Source organism: Microbacterium tumbae, from assembly GCF_054780175.1.
Genome location: NZ_BAAGWV010000001.1, coordinates 1,597,527 through 1,613,987, shown reverse-complemented (window position 1 = coordinate 1,613,987; position 16,461 = coordinate 1,597,527). Strand labels below are relative to the sequence as shown.

The window sequence follows — 16,461 nt, the reverse complement described above, 5'->3', positions numbered from 1 at the left end:
ACCAGACACGTCGTCGAGTTCGGGGGAAGGTCCACGAGTAAGCCTCGCAGACCATAACCATCCCCATTTCACCGCGAGATCCCGCGGCTAGATCAAGAACCCATCCACACGTTCTTGCCTATAACCCTCGCCTAGCTTCTACATGGCGGGGGTTTTGCTTTGCCCTGGTGAGGTCTGGTCTCCGTCCCCATTCGTTGAGCGAGCGAGACGAAATGCGCTGAGCACGCGCCGACGAGTCGAAGAGTCAGCGTCGTGTGCCGATTCTGTGCTGGCACCCAGCTTCTCGCGTCCGGGACGACCGCAAGCTTCTCGTGCATAGCTACTGTTTCAACCCAATGGTTGTGCGGCCACGGAGATCTCGCCCAAAGAAGCAGCTCGACGATTGCGAGCAACCCCGCAGCGCGTACTTGCCATGCTCCATCATGAGCTCCTCATCGGACGACAAGTCGGGCGCACCTGGCTCGTCGACGAAGCTTCAGTTGCGGCTCGCGCGTCGCTGACCGCATCTGCTCCCTGAGTCGCGACGACGACATCGCGCCCCCTCTCCGATCGGATACCGTGAACACCATGCGCACCGCTCCTCCCCCGGGATCACCGTGACCGCTGACGCCCAGACCACCCAACGCGTCGAGCTGGCGATGCGCAAGCCGTGGTTCGCCCTCTACGCCGGCATCCGGCCCACGTTGGTCATCGAGGGGCGAGGGCAGCCGACGCAGTGGGGGCTCGGCACCTGGCAGGTCCCCGCCGACCGCACCGTGGTCCTGGGCGTGTTCCTCTTCAATCGGATGTGGCGCTTCGGACAGGCGGAGATCACGCTCGAGCCCGGCCAGCGAGGCGTCCTCGTCTACCGCGCTCCCGCGCTCCCGTTCCTCCGCGGACGCCTCCGTGCGGATCCCGGCTCATAGGAGCCGTCACTCCGTCCACACTCGCGGACGGGCGGCGAGCAGATCCGCCCGCCGCTCGAGCTCCGCGGCGAGCGCGATGATCGACCCCTCCCCGCCGGGACGACCGATCAGCTGCACGCAGACCGGATGCCCGGAAGCATCCCTCGTCACGGGAACCACGATCGCGGGCAGGCCGGCCACGTTCACGAAGCTCGAGTACGGCGCATAGCGCACCTGCTGGTCGAAGTTCTCGCTCGCATCCGTCGGATGGAACCATCCCACCGGTCGTGCCGGCAGCGCGAGCGCGGGGGTCAGCACCGCATCGAACGGCGCGAAGGCGGTGATGGTCCGCCTCTCGAACACCGTCGCCGCGGCCAGCCCGTCCAGCACCTCGCGGCCGGTCAGCCGACGCCCCTCCCGCGCCAGCCAGGCCGTGATCGGCTCCACGAGCTCGAGCTCGGCATCCGACAGCGCCATCCGCGCCGCGCTCGTCCGCCACAGCGTCATGAACATCGCCGCATAGCCGCTCGGACGCCAGTCGAGAGCGTCCACCCCGTGCCCGGCATCCGACAGCAGCGCGATCGCGACCTCGACCGCGCGCCGGGCGTCCGGGTCGAGGCGGATGTCCGCGTCATCGTCCCACGGAGACACGGTCGTCACGCCGACACGCGCCGAGCCGGAGAACGTCGGCGACGACGGCGCCGCGGTCGCATAGGCGTACGCGCGTCCGGCGACCTGCACGTCCAGGAGCAGCGCGGCGTCCGCCACGGTCCGCGCGATGGGCCCGGCAACGGCGAGCCCGCCGGGACTGTCCAGCCCGGACGCGAACGGCACCCTCCCCCGCGAAGGCTTGATCCCGACCAGCCCCACGGTGGCGGCGGGGATCCGGATCGATCCTCCTGCGTCGGATGCGGGCGCCAGGGGCAGGAGCCCTGCGGCCACGGCGGTCGCCGCGCCGCCGCTGGACCCTCCCGCGCCGTTCGCCGGATTCCACGGATCCCTCGCCGGGGGCGCCACCTGCGACTCGGTGTACCCGGTCATCCCGAACTCCGGGGTGTTCGTCTTCCCGAGGCTGATACCGCCCGCCTCATCCAGCACGGCGGCCTGGTCGGCGGTGATGTCGGGCACGAAGTCTCGATGCAGGCGCGAGCCGAACCTCGTCGGCACCCCGGCGCGCGGCACGAGATCCTTGTCCCCGAACGGCAGGCCCCACAGGGCGCCGACCGGATGCTCCGAAGACACCGCCCGCGCCCGTTCGAGCGCCGCGTCCGCCGTCACCTCGACGAACGCGCCGAGCCCGGCATCGAGCCGCGCGATGCGGTCGAGATAGTGTCCGACGAGATCGACGGGCGAGAGCTCCCCCGCCCGCAGCGCGGCCAGCTGTTCGATCGCGGTCAGGTCATGCAGCTCGGCCATGCCTCGAGCCTACGGCGCATTCGAATCGCGCGAATTGCCGCTTTCCGGCTCCGGATGCAACAATTCGCGCGATTCGAAGCGGGGTCACGCCCTCCGGAGCTGCACCGCAGCCGGGCAGTCGAAGGGATCGGCCGCGGCGAGCCCCACACGGTTGAGATACTCGATCACGATCCCGTACGAGCGGATCAGCGTGGTCTCCGTGTACGGCACACCGTTCGCCGCGCAGTAGTCGCGGACGATCTCGCTCGCCCTCGCCAGGTTCGTGCGGGGCATGTTCGGGAAGAGGTGGTGCTCCACCTGGTAGTTCAGTCCGCCCATGAGCCAGGTCGCCCACCAGCCGCCGGAGATGTTGCGCGAGGTGCGGACCTGCTTCGAGAAGAAGTCCAGCTTCGCGTTGGGATGGATGATCGGCATGCCCTTGTGGTTCGGCGCGAAGGAGGCCCCCATGTACACGCCGAACACCGCGAGCTGCACGCCCAGGAAGGCGAACGCCATGCCGATCGGCAGCATCAGGAACAGCGGGACGAGGATCACCGCGAACCGGACGGCGATGAGGCCGAGTTCGATCCAGCGCCCCTTGACGTTCTTCTTCGTCGCGAGGTGCTTCAGCCCGATGTAGTGCAGATTCAGCCCCTCGAGGGTCAGCAGCGGGAAGAACAGCCAGCCCTGCTTGCGAGTGATCAGGCGGATGAGTCCCCGCGACTGCGCGGCATCCGTCTCGAGGAAGGAGATCGTGTCGACCTGGATGTCCGGATCCTTGCCCACCTGGTTGGGATTGCCGTGATGCTTGGTGTGCTTGGAGTCCCACCAGGAATAGCTCATGCCGACGATGCCGGCCAGGATGCGCGCGAGACGGAAGTTCGCCGGCCCTGAGCTCAGGATCTGCCGATGCGCCGCCTCGTGGGCGAGGAAGGCGATCTGCGTGAAGATGATCCCCAGGGCGCCGGCGATGAGGAGCTGGAACCAGCTGTCGCCGAGCAGCACGAATCCGGTGACGGCGCCGCCGAGCGCGAGCACGATCGCACCCGCCACCGCGGTGTAGAACCAGGGCGCGCGCTGCAGGAGACCCATCTCGCGCACGACCTGGGAGACCTGGCGGTACGCCTGGGCCATCGGGGGGAACTCGTCGTTTCCGGAGTACGTCTGGCGCACCGGGCCGAGGATTGATTCGGTCGTTTCGACCTGCGAGAGGGAGATGGTGCTCTCCTGTCGATCGGAGCCCTGTGGCTGTGAAAGCCAAGGGCAGGTGCCGATCGCTTACCTTACGTTACTCCGCGGGGTATGCGCCGATGGGCATACGTTCATGGATTCAGTGCCCATGCTCAGGCGCGAGCGCGGCGGATGCGGCGGCGGAGCGTCAGCTTCAGCGGATGCCGCGACGCCCGCCTGGCGCTCTCGAGCGCCAGGCGGGCGTCCGCCAACGTCGGGAAGGCGCCCAGATCGGCCCCGTGGTTGTCGCGCACGACGTGCGCCGTGCCGTCGAACTCGACGAAGCCGGCGAACTCGCCGTCTCGCGTTGCGACGTGCACGTCGTCGTCCGCCTGCTTCCAGTTCAGTGTGTCGTTGATGATGCTCATGGTGATACTGCTCATTGCTCTGCGGCGGGCGCGCCCATGCGCGCCTCGCGGTCTTCGCGATCCGGACGGATGCCGCGCGCATCGGTGTGCGCGGTCCTTGACGGCCCAGATCGGTGGCGACGTGATGCGCCGATTCGCGGCGAAACCTTCACGTGCGGATCCAGTCTACCAGCCCTGCAGCGACGTGGCCCGAGTCGTTCGGCAGCCTGTGGGATCAGCGGGACGGCGGCTCGCCGGGGCCCGCCGAATCGCCGGCGCCGCCCGGCCCCCCGTTTCCGGAGTCTCCGGACGGCGCGGAACCGGCGGAGGGCGTGGTGGCGGTGTCGACGCGGACCTGCAGGGTCGCGGTGTATCCGCTGCTCGCGTCGCCGGTCACGGTGGCCATCTGCAGCGCGGCGCTGTCGTCGCCGAACACGTTGTCGCTCGCGAGCGTGATCTGCGAGAGGTTCTGGGCGGAGCCGTCATAGCGGGGGTCCGCGTAGACGGCGGTGCAGACGTCCCCGGGGAGCGCCAGCTGCGAGGTGGCGATCGCGCTGGTCGAGTCCGTGATGGAGGCGACGTCGGGGTAGACCTCGAAGTGGATGTGCGTCCAACGCCCCGAGTAGCACCCGGGGAAGACCGAGTCGAACGCGACCTTGCCGGAGGCATCCGCGACCTGGACGCCGCGCAGGTAGGTGACGTCCTCCAGCCCTTCGGAGTACATCGAGTACTCGCCCTGGGCCGTGCAGTGCCAGGCGTAGACCGCCACGCCTTCGAAGGGCGCGTCGCCGTCCGCCATGTCGAGGATCTCGAGCTCGAAGGTCAGCGAGATGCCGTCGGCGGTCGCGGTGCCGTCGATCGAGGAGGTGATGTCCTGACGTACGATGCCGGAATCCTCCAGCACGTCGGGACCATTGGATCCGTCTCCCGGATAGGGACCGGCCGTCTCATCGGGGATCTCGCCGTCGGCCGTCGCCCCGGCGTCCGCGCCGTCCGCGGATGAGGAGCCGTCGTCGGATGAGGCGCTGCCGGAGCCGGAGGTGAAGACGGTCGGGGCGCAGGCGGCCAGGACGACCGCCCCCGCGCCGAGGCCGGCGATGCCGAGGAGGCCCCGCCGGCTGATCAGGGTGCGGATGTCGAAGGACGCGCCCTGGTCGACGACCTCCTCGTCCGGGCGATCGAGCAGGCGGCCCTCGTAGGCAGGACCCTGCGGAGTGGGGGCGGGTTCGGGGATGCGGCTCATGATCGTGCTCCTCTCGTGTCGAACCGTCCTGGGCGAGACCCATGGTTCCTGAGGAGGCGATCAGCGGGCTCTGCGTGCCCTATGCGCTCTCTATGACTCCTGCTCCATGAGCGCCTTCCGCTCCACGGGCGGCCGGATCACGAGGAAGACGACGATGACGATGAGGATGCCCGCCGTCAGCGTGACGGGGACCGGGACGACCGGGTCGAACAGCACGAGCAGCGCGCCGATCGGGACGACCGTGTTCACGACGCGGTCGGCGTTCTCCCGTATCGCGATCCACCAGATCCCGATCAGGAAGATCGCGATCGGCACCGTGACGGCGAAGGAGGCCGTCGCGGAGCTCAGCTCGCTGTGGCCGGTCAGCACGTCGATCTCGACCTCGATCCCCGCCGAGAACGCGGCTGCTGCCGCGAAGACGAAGTAGTGCGTGTAGCCGTAGCGCAGCGACCGGGCGAACGAGGTGATGGCCCTGTGATGGGGCGGCCAGAAGTAGATCCACCACAGCGAGGCGGTGGCGACCAGCGTCAGGACCGAGATCGAGATGAGCGGGCCGAGGGACTCCGCGTCGTGCAGCGCCTCGATGATCGCCTTCGCGGAGGCGAGCAGGCTCTCACCGAGCACGATGAGCGTGAACAGGCCGTAGCGCTCCGTGATGTGATGCGGATGCCACGGCGTCTGACGCCGGCGCTCGGCGACGATCGGGATCGCGATCTCCAGCAGGGCGCAGAGCACGAACGCCGGGATGCGGAGCTCGCCGGGGACGAAGAGGAACAGCACCCACAGCACCTGGACGACGCCGATGCCCGCCGCGTACCGGATCGTCGCGGTGCGCAGCGGACCGGCGCCCCTCGACGCGCGCAGCCACTGGGAGATCATCGCGACCCGCATGATGATGTACCCGATCACGACGGTCGCGAATCCGCCCTCGAACGCGGCCGGGATGCCCGCCGCGAGCACGAGCACGCCGCTCATCTGGACGATCGTCGTCACGCGGTACGCCCAGTCGTCGGTGTCGAAGGAGGTCGCGAACCAGGTGAAGTTCATCCACGCCCACCAGATCGCGAAGAACACCATCGCATAGGACGTGACCCCGTGCGCGACCTGTCCCTCGCCGATCTCGTGATGCAGCTGCGCGGACGCGGTGCTCACGGCGACGACGAAGACGAGGTCGAAGAACAGCTCGAGGGAGCTCGCAGCGCGATGAGGCTGATGGGGATCGCGCGGAAGCATCCTGCTGAGGCGGAAACGGGCTGATGCGGCGGTCGCGTCTGTCACCGGATCAGGTTAGACCTCCGGATGTCCGCGCGTCATGTTTCGTCCATTCGCATGAGATATCTTCCGCTCCCGACGCTCATCCGCTAGAGTGAGCGAAGTCCGCAGTGCTTGCTGCATGAGGACGCCGTGTGGGAACGGCGTCCGGAGCTTCGTGACGTGGGGTCACGAGGAGCAGCAGGACCCGAGGGGTCGGGAATGCGGGCGAATGCCGCACGCATATCGCTTGCGGTCTGGGGAAAATCTGGGGAAATCATGGCGCACTGGGGAATTCTGCGTACATACGAGGCTCGCGAGGCCCGGGCATGACGTCCGTCGAGGGAGCGCAGCGGCTCACGCGCACCACGCCGGTGTTCCTGCCCGTCGCCGCACCGCGAGCCGTCAAGGTCGCTTCGCGCACCGTCGTGACACCGCGTGTGTCTCCGACGCTCGAACGCCGTCAGCTCTGGGAGCGACGGTATCGGATGCGCCTGCGCCTGACGGATGCCGCGATCATCGTCGCAGCGACCGCGGTGACCGCCGCCGTCCAGCTCCTCCTGCTGGGCACGCCGGTCGATGTCGTCGTGCGCGGCGGAGTGCTGCTGATCGTCGGCTGGTACCTGATGCTGAGCGCCCTGAACACGCGCGACGCGGCGATCTTCGGCTCAGGGGCAGCCGAATATCGCCGCGTCGCGCATGCCAGCGGTCTGGCCTTCGGGTTCCTCGCGATCGTCGGCGTGCTGCTGGAGTGGGAAGGACTCCGGCCGCAGCTGCTGATCGCCCTGCCGATGGGGATGCTGGGGCTCCTCGTCGCACGATGGACGTGGCGCCGGTGGCTGCAGCGCCGGCGGCTCGGGGGGCACTACGCCTCGCGCACGCTCGTGGTGGGGGACGGCGACGACGTGGAGTACGTGATCGATTCGCTGAGCCGCAGCGGAGAGACCGGCTACCACGTGGTCGGCGCGACGCTGTTCGACCGCAATGCGATCGACCTCGAGCTCGGTGAGAACCGCTATCCCGTTCTGGGGAACGTGAACACGGTCGCCACCGTCGCGGAACAGCTCAGCGCCGACACGATCATCGTGGCCAGCCGCCCCGACGGCGACCCGGAGTTCGTCAAGCAGCTGGGATGGCAGCTCGAGGGAACCGCATCCGAGCTGGTGCTGTCCAGCCGCCTCACCGACGTCGCCGGTCCGCGGATCTCGCTGCGGCAGGTCGAGGGCCTTCCCCTCATCCAGGTGAAGATCCCCACCTATGCGGGCGGGGTGCATCTGCTCAAGCGCGCGCTCGACATCGTCGTGTCGGCGATCGCCCTGATCCCGATCGGCCTCGTCTCGCTCGTGCTGGTGCCGTTGATCAAGCTCGACTCCCGAGGGCCCGCGTTCTTCTTCCAGGAGCGCGTCGGCCGTGACGGCAAGACGTTCAGGATCGTCAAGTTCCGCTCCATGAAGACGGATGCCGAGCAGCAGCTCGAAGCCCTCAAGGAGCAGAACGAGGGCGCGGGCCTCCTGTTCAAGATGAAGGACGATCCGCGCGTCACCCGTGTCGGCAGGATCCTGCGCAAGCTGTCGCTCGACGAGCTGCCGCAGTTCTGGAACGTCCTCGTCGGCGACATGAGCGTCGTCGGGCCTCGCCCGCCGCTGCCGACCGAGGTCACCGCCTACGACGGGACGGTGTACCGGCGGCTGTACATCAAGCCGGGCATCACGGGTCTCTGGCAGGTCTCCGGCCGCAGCGACCTCTCGTGGGACGAGAGCGTCCGGCTCGACCTGCGCTACGTGGAGAACTGGTCCGTCATGAACGACCTGCAGATCATGTGGCGCACCGCGAAGGTCATGGTGCAGCCGAGCGGAGCATACTGATCTCATGACGGCGCGAGAGAACCTCACCATCGCGATGGTGGGGACCAGAGGGGTGCCCGCGGCATACGGCGGGTTCGAGACCGCCGTCGAGGAGGTCGGCCGGCGGCTGGCCGAGCGGGGCCATCACGTCGTCGTCTACACCCGTGGCTCGCAGAGCCGGGCGAAGGAGTACCTGGGGATGCGGGTCGTGCATCTGCCCGCCGTCCCCGTGAAGCAGATCGAGACCCTCAGCCACACGGGGCTGTCCGTGCTGCACCTGATGCTCGGCCGCCGGCCCGACGCCACTTTCGTCTTCAACGCCGCCAACTCCCCGTTCCTGCCCCTGCTCCGGCTGCGCCGCGCGCCGACGGCGCTGCACATGGACGGCCTGGAATGGCGCCGATCGAAATGGGGGCCGCGCGGCAAGGCCTACTACCGCTGGGCGGAGCAGTTCGGCGTCCGCACGGCCGACGCCCTGATCGCGGATGCGCCGGGGATCGCGGACTACTACACCCACCAGTTCGGCGTGCCGACCGAGCTCATCCGGTACGGAGCGCCGATCCTCGACGAGCTGCCGGCGCGCGGAGTCGCCGAGATGGATCTGACGCCGCACGGCTATCATCTCGTGGTGGCCCGGTTCGAGCCCGAGAACCATGTGCTCGAGATCGTGGAGGGCTACCGCGGCAGCGGCGCGAAGCTGCCGCTCGTGGTCGTGGGATCCGCGCCGTACGCCGCCGAGTACACGGGGGCGATCGATGCCGCCGCCGAGGGCGACGAACGCATCCGGCTCGTCGGCGGGGTGTACGACCAGGAGCTGCTGGACTCGCTCTACGCCCACGCGCGCACGTACGTGCACGGGCACTCCGTCGGCGGTACGAACCCGTCGCTGCTGCGCGCGATGGGCGCCGGCACGCCGGTGATCGGCTACGACGTCGGCTTCAACCGGGAGGTGCTCGACGGCGAGGGATGGTTCTTCTCCGGCGCATCGGACATCGGGGAGCAGTTCTCGCTCGCCGAGGCCGATCCCGCCGCTGCGGAGGCGAGCGGCCGCGCGAATCGCGAACGCGCCGCCACCGCCTTCCGCTGGGACGACGTCGCCACCGCATATGAGAACCTCGCGCGTCGCCTCGCCGAGGGCGATTCGGTTCACGCGGCGGCGCGCAGGGCACGTCGCCGCTCCGAGGGGTGGACCGGATGACCGCGACGGAACGAGGGCGCGGCGCCGCTGCGGACGACGTGGGACTCACCGTGCTCGTCGCCCACCCGGGCGCAGAACTGTTCGGCTCGGACCGGATGCTCCTGGAGAGCGTCATCGGACTGCGCGAGAGCGGATGCCGCGTGGTCGTCGCGCTGCCCTCGCTCGGGCCGCTCGTCGACGAGCTGCGCGCGGCGGGGGCCGAGGTCGTGATCCTGTCGATGCTCGTGCTGCGCAAGGCGCTCCTCAAGCCCAGCGGCTGGCCGGCCCTCATCCGCGACGGCCTGCGCGGGCTCGGCGCCGCGTGGCGTCTGATCGGACGGGTGCGGCCCCAGGTCGTCTACGTCTCGACGATCACGATCCCGCTGTGGCCGCTCGTCGCGCGCCTTCGCGGCCGCGTCGCGGTCAGTCACGTCCACGAGGCGGAGGCGTCGGGGAGCCGCCTCGTCAACCGCGCTCTGTACCTGCCGCATCTCGCATCGCGCAGGACGCTCGTCAACAGCGAGTTCAGCCTCGAGACGATCCGCAGGGCACTGCCCGCGCTGGCGCGCCGGTCGCAGGTCGTCTACAACGGCGTCGCCTCCCCGGACGAGCCCAGGTCTCCGCGGACGACGTTGCGCGGGGCGCTGAGAGTGCTCTACGTCGGCCGCCTCTCCCCCCGCAAGGGTCCCGACCTCGCCATCGATGCGGCGGCGCGTCTGCTCGAATCGGGACGTGCGGCGACCGTGACACTGCTCGGCGCCGTGTTCGAGGGGTACGAGTGGTTCGAGGAGCAGCTGCGCCAGCAGGCGGCCTCGAGGGGAGTGCCCGTCGAGTTCGCGGGCTTCCACAAGGACGTCTGGCCGTTCCTCGCAGAGGCCGACGTCCTCGTCGTGCCCTCCCGGATCGACGAGCCGTTCGGGAACACCGCCGTCGAGGGCGTCCTCGGCCTGCGCCCCGTCATCGCCAGCGACAGCAGCGGGCTCCGCGAAGCCGCCGGCGGCTACACCACCTCGCGCCTGGTTCCCGCCGACGACGCTTCTGCCATCGCCGATGCCCTGGAGGCGACGGCGGCCGGCTGGCCGAGGGTCATCGCCGAGGTGGCCGAGAACCGCGCCGAGGCGCTCCGACGCCACGCCCCCGCCGTGTACCGCGCGGATGTCGCGGAGGCCGTCCGCGAGGCATACGACCGGGCGGCTCCCTCCCGTCCCCGACCAGGAGGGAGCCGCCATGGGATACCGGCATGAGCTGTTCCGGGCCGTCACCCTCAACGGCATCGCGTCCTGGGAGATCATCCCGAGCCGATACCGCTGGCGGGTGCTCCGGGCCTTCGGCCTCGACATCGACGCCGCCACGATCTCGCCCGGGGTGTGGTTCGGCAGCAAGCGGGTGTCGATCGGAAGGGCGACCTTCATCAACCGCGAGTGCATGTTCTCCACCCATGCGCCGATCACCATCGGCGAGAACGTCGACATCGGGATGCGGGTCTCCTTCATCACGGCCGGCCACGAGATCGGCACCGAGAGGCGCCGCGCCGGCGCGCACGTCACGGCCCCGATCGTCGTCGAGTCCGGCGTGTGGATCGGAGCGGGTGCGACGGTGCTTCCCGGAGTCACCATCGGCCGCGGCGCCGTCATCGCCGCGGGGGCCGTGGTCACCGCGGACTGCGAGCCGAACGCGCTGTATGCGGGCGTCCCCGCCCGCCTCGTGCGAGCGCTGGACCCGGCCTGATCCGCGCGTGACGTCGCCGCGGAGTCAGTCCCGGCGCCTGTCGAGCAGAAGGCGCGCGAAGCCGACGAGGCTGCGCGCGTCCCGCCGGTAGGCGGGGAGGATGAGGAACGCCCCTGCGGCGACCAGACCGGCGGCGATGCCCGCGAGGAGCGCCGTCCATCCGCTGCCGAGTCCCGACGACGCCCACCACGCGACGGCTCCGGCGACGAAGGTCAGGCCCATCACGCGGAAGGCGCCGCCGTAGAGGCTCCGCACCGGCACCGGGGTGATGCGCGAGAGCCAGAACAGCGAGAGCGGCCAGGCCAGGGCCGGTGCGACCGCGACGCCGATGGCGACGCCGAGGAGGCCGAAGAACGAACCGGTGCCGATGCACACCACGCGGATCGCAAGCGACACCATGGTGTAGCGGAACAGCTGCGCGCCCAGTCCTCGCGCCACGTACACCCAGTATCCGACGAACGCGAGGGTGGTCAGCAGGGCCGTCACCGCGAACAGCCGGATGATCGGCACGGTCTCCCCCCATTGCGGGCCGAGCATGATGTGCGCGACGGGATCGGCGAGGCCCGCGAGGAGCAGCAGAGGAGTGCCCAGCGCATAGCCCAGCGCCAGCTGTCCGGAGATCACGAAGGCGTCGAATCTCGCCGGGTCCTGCTGCACGCGGGAGAGGACGGGGATCGCGACGTTGGAGAGCGGGGAGCGCACCTGGGCGAGCGGTGTCATGACGAGCTGGAAGGCACGGTTGTACGTGCCGAGCGGGACGGTGCCGAATCGGGCGGCGACGAGGATCGTGTCGATCTGGTTCCCCGCGTAGGAGAGCAGGTTCGTCGCGACGAGGTTCCATCCGAACCGGACGAGACCGGCGACGCGATGCTGTCGCGAGTACAGACGGGGGATCCAGCGCCCGGCGATCACGGCACCGGCGAGCAGCACCAGTCCGTTCACGATCTGCTGCAGCACCAGAGCCCCGTACCCGGCGCCCAGGATGGCGGAGACGACGGCCGCGCCCAGGGCGAGGGCTGCGGCGACGATGTCGATCAGCGCCGTGGCCCTGAACCGGAGGGCGCGCATGAGCTGCGCCCGGTACTGCGTGGTCAGGCCGTTGAGCACGAACGTGCAGGAGAGCACCTGGACGATGGGCAGGAGGTCGTCCTCGCCGGTGAGGACCTGCAGCGGCCAGGACATCCCGAACATGATCACGGCCAGGCCGAGGCCGAGACCCGCGTTGATCCAGAACAGATTGTCCCGTTGCCCCTCGGAGAGCTCAGGGGCCTGGATGGTCGCAGAGGTGAGTCCGAAGTCGCGGAAGATCTCGCCGATCCCGATCACGACCAGGACGATGGCGATCAGACCGTAGTCGTGCGGCGTGAGCAGGCGAGAGAGGACGACGACCGAGGCCAGCTGGAGAACGATCTTCACGGCCTGCGCGCCGAGGGTGAAGACGGCGCCGCTCGCCGCGGAACGGGCGAGCGAAGAGCTCACGCCACCCTCGAGATCGCGGGGATCATCTCGGCGAGCATCGACTGTCCGCGCTTCTGCGTGGCAAGGGCTCTGCTGTCCAGCTCGGCGTCTCCGAGGGCGTCGAGCACCGCCGCTCCCGCTCGCGCTCCGTCGCCGAGGGGGACCACGTGATCCCAGTCGAGCGCGCCGAGCAGCGGTGCGAACTTGCGAGAGTACGCCATGGCAATCGCCGGCGTCCCGGTCGAGAGGGCGTTCAGGCACGCGTGCATCCGCGCGCCGACGACGACGCGGGAGGACGCGATGACGCTGCGCGCATCGTCCAGGCCCTTCGGCAGATACGACCGGACGGCGTCGCCGTAGTGCTCCTGCACCGCGCGCACCGCCGGCACGTCGTTGTCGTGGTCGGCGGAGTCCAGGACGTGCGAGAGCAGCGTGACCTCCCTCCCCCGCGAGAGCAGCTCGTCCACGATGGTGTGGACGGCCCGCCGGTACGCCTCGTTGTCGACATGGCTGTTCGGGTTCCAGAGCAGTCCCGAGATGTTCAGCAGCACGTCGTGCTCCTCGGTCCTCGACGGCTGCCGGAGGCCGAACACCATGTCCGTCGCCGTCAGGTCCACCTCCCGGCCCAGTTGCGAGGAGGCCTCCGCGCTGGCCGCGTCCCGGGCGAACACGAGGCTCGAGCGCGAGAGATTCCGGCGGGCCAGCATGCGCGCCCGCCGGGTCTGGAAGGGTCCGATCGTCTGCGGCGCCATGATGGCGCGCACGCCCGCCTGGACGGCGAACTCATGGATGAGCGACATCGTCCAATGGCGGTGCATCCCGTAGATGTCGGTGAAGCTGTCCCCCGACCGCGTGTCCCACACCATGTCGAAGGAGGAGAGCCACGACATCATCCCGTGCCGGCCGAGAACGCGCTCCTTCAGGAGCGATCGCGGCCGCCACGGCACGGACTCCGGACGGCGGCCGTAGTTGAGGAACTCGAACTCCGCATCCGGCCAGATCTGCTGGAGCAGGTCACGAGACCCCTGCCCGAGCACCCGCACGCCGAGGTTCGGGGAGGAGTCATCCGCCCACGCGACCAGAATCCGCACCTTGATCCTCCCCTCACGGCGTCGCCGCCCCCAGCGCGACGCCCTCGCTCAATACTAGGCGTCCGCGCCCTCGGATCCCTCGCCGGAAACCGGGTCTTCATCCTCGCGAGGACGAGGACCCGGTCATCGGCGAGCCGCCCGCCGGAGCGGCTATCCCGTGGTCCGAGCGCCGAGGAGCCGCGATCCCTCCCGGAGGTTCGAGACCGCGGCGATCGAGGCGGGGATCGGCCGAGCCGAGCTCACCCGATCCGCGTACGACGACGTCAGGGCGAAGTCCTCATCCACCGGAGAGGCACCCTGGACGACGGTCGAAGACCCGTCACGGCCGGTGGCCGCCGCATACGCCTCGAAGGTGGCGTACCCGGTCGATCCGCCGGCTCCGTTCGCCCAGAGGGCGAACCACTTCGGAGACGAGGATCCGGGCCGATGGAAGAGGTTGCCTTCACTCTGAGTCAGCATCGTGTCGCCCGTGAGCTTCTTCGACCAGCTCTCGACGCACACCACGCAGTCGGCGCCGGCCTCTCCCGCGACCACGTTGTTGACGAGCGAGACGTTCTTCGTGACCCACGGCATCCCGCTCGCAGAGCCGCGCCGATCGTCCTCCGCGATGTTGATGTTGCGCTTGTTCCCCACGAACGTGTTGTTCCAGATCGCGACGTTCCCGGTGTTGGTGACGAACACGCCGGCGATGCCGCTGTCGGCGATGAGATTGTCCGCCACGGTCGCCCGCTCCGAGATCTCCAGAACCAGGCCGTTGCCCTCGTTGCCGACGACGTCGTTGCCCGTGAAGACGATGTCCTGCGCCGAGTCGTCGAACCAGACGCCCTGGCCCCAGTTCCCGATGAAGGAGCTGTCGCGGATGGTCACGTCCTTCGTCGTCGTGACCTTCATCGCCCCCGAGCCGGGCGTGCGGTTGAAGTGCTGGGTGTTGTTCTCATAGGAGAGCACGGAATCGGCGGTGAACCCGTCGGCCTTGTGCGCACTGAAGCCCATGTAGCCGTTGTGCGCCGCCGTCACGTTCTCCAGCGACACGTCCGCGGCCCAGGTGTGGAATCCGGTGGTCGCGTTGTCGATGATCGTCACGTTCTCGAGGGTGATCCCCGGATAGTCCGCGGTCACGGTTCCCTTCTCCGGCATGCTGGTCGCATACCGGCGCACACCGATCCCGCGGACCGTGCTGTCCTCCGCGCGGATCGAGAGAGCCTTCTGCAGAGTGCTCGCCTCGACGCGCTTGCCCGCAGGATCCGTGCCCAGGACGAGCTGCCGGCCGGCCCGGTCGACGAAGAAGGTGCCCTCTCCGACCTGAGCGCGGCTTCCCACCTGGGTGAGCGGGACGCCGTCCACCCAGATCTGGTCCGGATGCGCGGCCAGCGGATATGCGGGGTTCAGCCACACGTAGCCGACGTCCGTGCCGTCCGCCGCGCCCTTGACGAACGTCGGACTCGAATCGAAGAACGTGGTCCACCCGCTCTTCACCCAGACGTTTCCGGACCGGGTCCAGCCGGTGACCGTCTCCGCGCCGTCGAACCACACGGCCTCCGTCAGATAGGGCTGGATGGTGATGCCGCGTCTCGGGTACACGAGCACGTCCTCGTGATAGGTTCCGCCGCGCAGCACGACGGTCCCGTTCTCCTTCACGACCTGAGACGCCTTCGTGAGGGTGGCCAGCGGACGGTCGATCGTCCCGGGATTGGAGTCGGAGCCGTCGGTCGCGACGAAGACGGCGTCGGCCGGCACCGGGTACGAGACGGTCCCCGGAGCGGCGGCGCCCGCGTCGAACCGCTTGCCCGGATAGTCGACCGATGCGGACGGATCGGTCGACGGATCCTGAGGTTTCGGCTCCGTCGTCGGCGGCTCGGGCTCCGTCGGCGGCTTCGGCTCCGTCGTCGGGGGCTCAGGCTCCGTCGTCGGCGGCTTCGGCGTAGGCGCCGAGGTACCCGCCGAGCTCCGCACGACGAGGTTGTCGAACCGGACCGGCGTGACATCCCCTCCGGAGCCGGCGTACGAGGTGACGGCGACCGCGCCGGAGCCGGCGACTCGCGCCGAGCCGGTGTCCGTCGCGCTCAGCGACCAGTTCCCCGGCTCCTGCGCCCCCACCTCCCAGGCCTTGGCCGAGACCAGGACCTCGTCGGTGCCGGCGACCGAGAGCACGAGCGAGATGGGCCTGCCCGGACGCACCGTGGGCCCCTTGCCGGATGCGAGGGAGGCGGACGGCGCGTCGATGATCCCGCCTTCCATGCGCAGGATGCTGAGAACGCTCGACCCGTCCGCCCGGATCCCGAGCTGGACGGCGTAGGACCCCTCGCCTCCGACGCGCGCGTGATGCGCGGCGTACACGGTGCTGCCGGACGCCGGGAGGGCCGGCACGTTCACATCGATCCGCGTGAGGGTGTCGAGGGAGTCCACGTCATCGAGCGTCATCAGCGCCATACGACCAGGCCCCGGGCTGGTCAGCGAGGCCCACCCCTTGTCGATGCCGCCCAGGCCCGCGGGCGCGGAACGGTACGCGCCGCCCGCACCGGCGGTTCCCCATCCGGTCTGCACGGATCGATTCATCGCGTCATACGCGACGACCCTGTCGATGGAGGCCGCCCGCGTCAACGCGGATGCGGCGGCGCCGGCATCCTGATCGGAATCGTCCGCACGCGCGGGACCGGCCACGAGGACTGTGGCGCACAGGGCGACGGCGCTCAGCAGCGCCGCACCGACGATCAGCCGTCGCTTCGATCCTCGGAGAGGAGAGGTGATCGTCGTGGAGGAGGAGGGCAGGAGGGATCTGTTTTCGAGGGTCACTGATGCTCATCATTTCTGAT

Annotated in this window: 13 protein-coding genes; 5 read left to right on the top strand and 8 right to left on the bottom strand. The window is 69.3% G+C overall.

The features are described 5' to 3' along the window. Window positions 1-596 precede the first annotated feature (596 nt). Window positions 597-905: a hypothetical protein gene (locus tag ACYVGQ_RS07250; RefSeq protein WP_460783900.1), complete on the top strand. Its 309-nt coding sequence runs from the start codon at window positions 597-599 to the stop codon at window positions 903-905. 6 nt (window positions 906-911) lie between these two features. Here ACYVGQ_RS07250 and ACYVGQ_RS07245 read toward each other — a convergent pair whose 3' ends face one another. The 5 genes from ACYVGQ_RS07245 to ACYVGQ_RS07225 all read right to left on the bottom strand — a co-directional run bounded on the left by ACYVGQ_RS07245 (window position 912) and on the right by ACYVGQ_RS07225 (window position 6,332). Further along, window positions 912-2,300 (bottom strand): amidase, encoded by a 1,389-nt coding sequence (locus ACYVGQ_RS07245; RefSeq protein WP_460783899.1) that lies wholly within the window; start codon window positions 2,298-2,300, stop codon window positions 912-914. An 84-nt stretch (window positions 2,301-2,384) separates the two neighbouring features. Next, on the bottom strand, window positions 2,385-3,497 hold the full coding sequence (locus ACYVGQ_RS07240) for a fatty acid desaturase family protein (protein ID WP_460783935.1): 1,113 nt from the start codon (window positions 3,495-3,497) through the stop codon (window positions 2,385-2,387). A 125-nt stretch (window positions 3,498-3,622) separates the two neighbouring features. Beyond that, complete coding sequence (locus tag ACYVGQ_RS07235) at window positions 3,623-3,877, bottom strand: hypothetical protein (protein WP_460783898.1); 255 nt, start codon at window positions 3,875-3,877, stop codon at window positions 3,623-3,625. 214 nt (window positions 3,878-4,091) lie between these two features. Next, window positions 4,092-5,099, bottom strand: a complete 1,008-nt coding sequence (locus ACYVGQ_RS07230) for an intradiol ring-cleavage dioxygenase (protein ID WP_460783897.1) — start codon at window positions 5,097-5,099, stop codon at window positions 4,092-4,094. A 90-nt stretch (window positions 5,100-5,189) separates the two neighbouring features. After that, window positions 5,190-6,332 (bottom strand): low temperature requirement protein A, encoded by a 1,143-nt coding sequence (locus tag ACYVGQ_RS07225; protein WP_460783934.1) that lies wholly within the window; start codon window positions 6,330-6,332, stop codon window positions 5,190-5,192. A 347-nt stretch (window positions 6,333-6,679) separates the two neighbouring features. Here ACYVGQ_RS07225 and ACYVGQ_RS07220 point away from each other — a divergent pair, with 347 nt between their 5' ends. The 4 genes from ACYVGQ_RS07220 to ACYVGQ_RS07205 are packed head-to-tail and all read left to right on the top strand — an operon-like array spanning window position 6,680 to window position 11,099. Then, window positions 6,680-8,215 carry a sugar transferase gene (locus tag ACYVGQ_RS07220; RefSeq protein WP_460783896.1) on the top strand — a complete coding sequence of 512 codons (1,536 nt, stop codon included), beginning with the start codon at window positions 6,680-6,682 and terminating at the stop codon, window positions 8,213-8,215. A 4-nt stretch (window positions 8,216-8,219) separates the two neighbouring features. Continuing rightward, window positions 8,220-9,392, top strand: a complete 1,173-nt coding sequence (locus tag ACYVGQ_RS07215; protein WP_460783895.1) for a DUF1972 domain-containing protein — start codon at window positions 8,220-8,222, stop codon at window positions 9,390-9,392. Continuing rightward, a complete protein-coding gene (locus tag ACYVGQ_RS07210; protein ID WP_460783894.1) occupies window positions 9,389-10,615 on the top strand; it encodes a glycosyltransferase in 1,227 nt (408 codons plus the stop codon). Before ACYVGQ_RS07215 ends, ACYVGQ_RS07210 begins: the two co-directional genes overlap by 4 nt. Next, the gene (locus ACYVGQ_RS07205) at window positions 10,599-11,099 is read left to right on the top strand and encodes a DapH/DapD/GlmU-related protein (RefSeq protein WP_460783893.1); all 501 of its coding nucleotides are present in this window, start codon (window positions 10,599-10,601) and stop codon (window positions 11,097-11,099) included. The genes ACYVGQ_RS07210 and ACYVGQ_RS07205 overlap by 17 nt, the downstream gene beginning before the upstream one ends. Window positions 11,100-11,123: 24 nt before the next feature. On the opposite strand, the gene ACYVGQ_RS07200 is transcribed toward ACYVGQ_RS07205, so the two are convergent. The 3 genes from ACYVGQ_RS07200 to ACYVGQ_RS07190 form a co-directional block, all read right to left on the bottom strand. After that, window positions 11,124-12,578, bottom strand: coding sequence for a lipopolysaccharide biosynthesis protein (locus ACYVGQ_RS07200; RefSeq protein WP_460783892.1), 1,455 nt, complete (start codon window positions 12,576-12,578; stop codon window positions 11,124-11,126). Continuing rightward, the gene (locus tag ACYVGQ_RS07195; protein ID WP_460783891.1) at window positions 12,575-13,648 is read right to left on the bottom strand and encodes a polysaccharide pyruvyl transferase family protein; all 1,074 of its coding nucleotides are present in this window, start codon (window positions 13,646-13,648) and stop codon (window positions 12,575-12,577) included. The genes ACYVGQ_RS07200 and ACYVGQ_RS07195 overlap by 4 nt, the downstream gene beginning before the upstream one ends. 150 nt (window positions 13,649-13,798) lie before the next feature. After that, entirely contained in the window at window positions 13,799-16,441 is a 2,643-nt protein-coding gene (locus ACYVGQ_RS07190) for a right-handed parallel beta-helix repeat-containing protein (RefSeq protein WP_460783890.1), read from the bottom strand. Window positions 16,442-16,461: the final 20 nt, after the last annotated feature.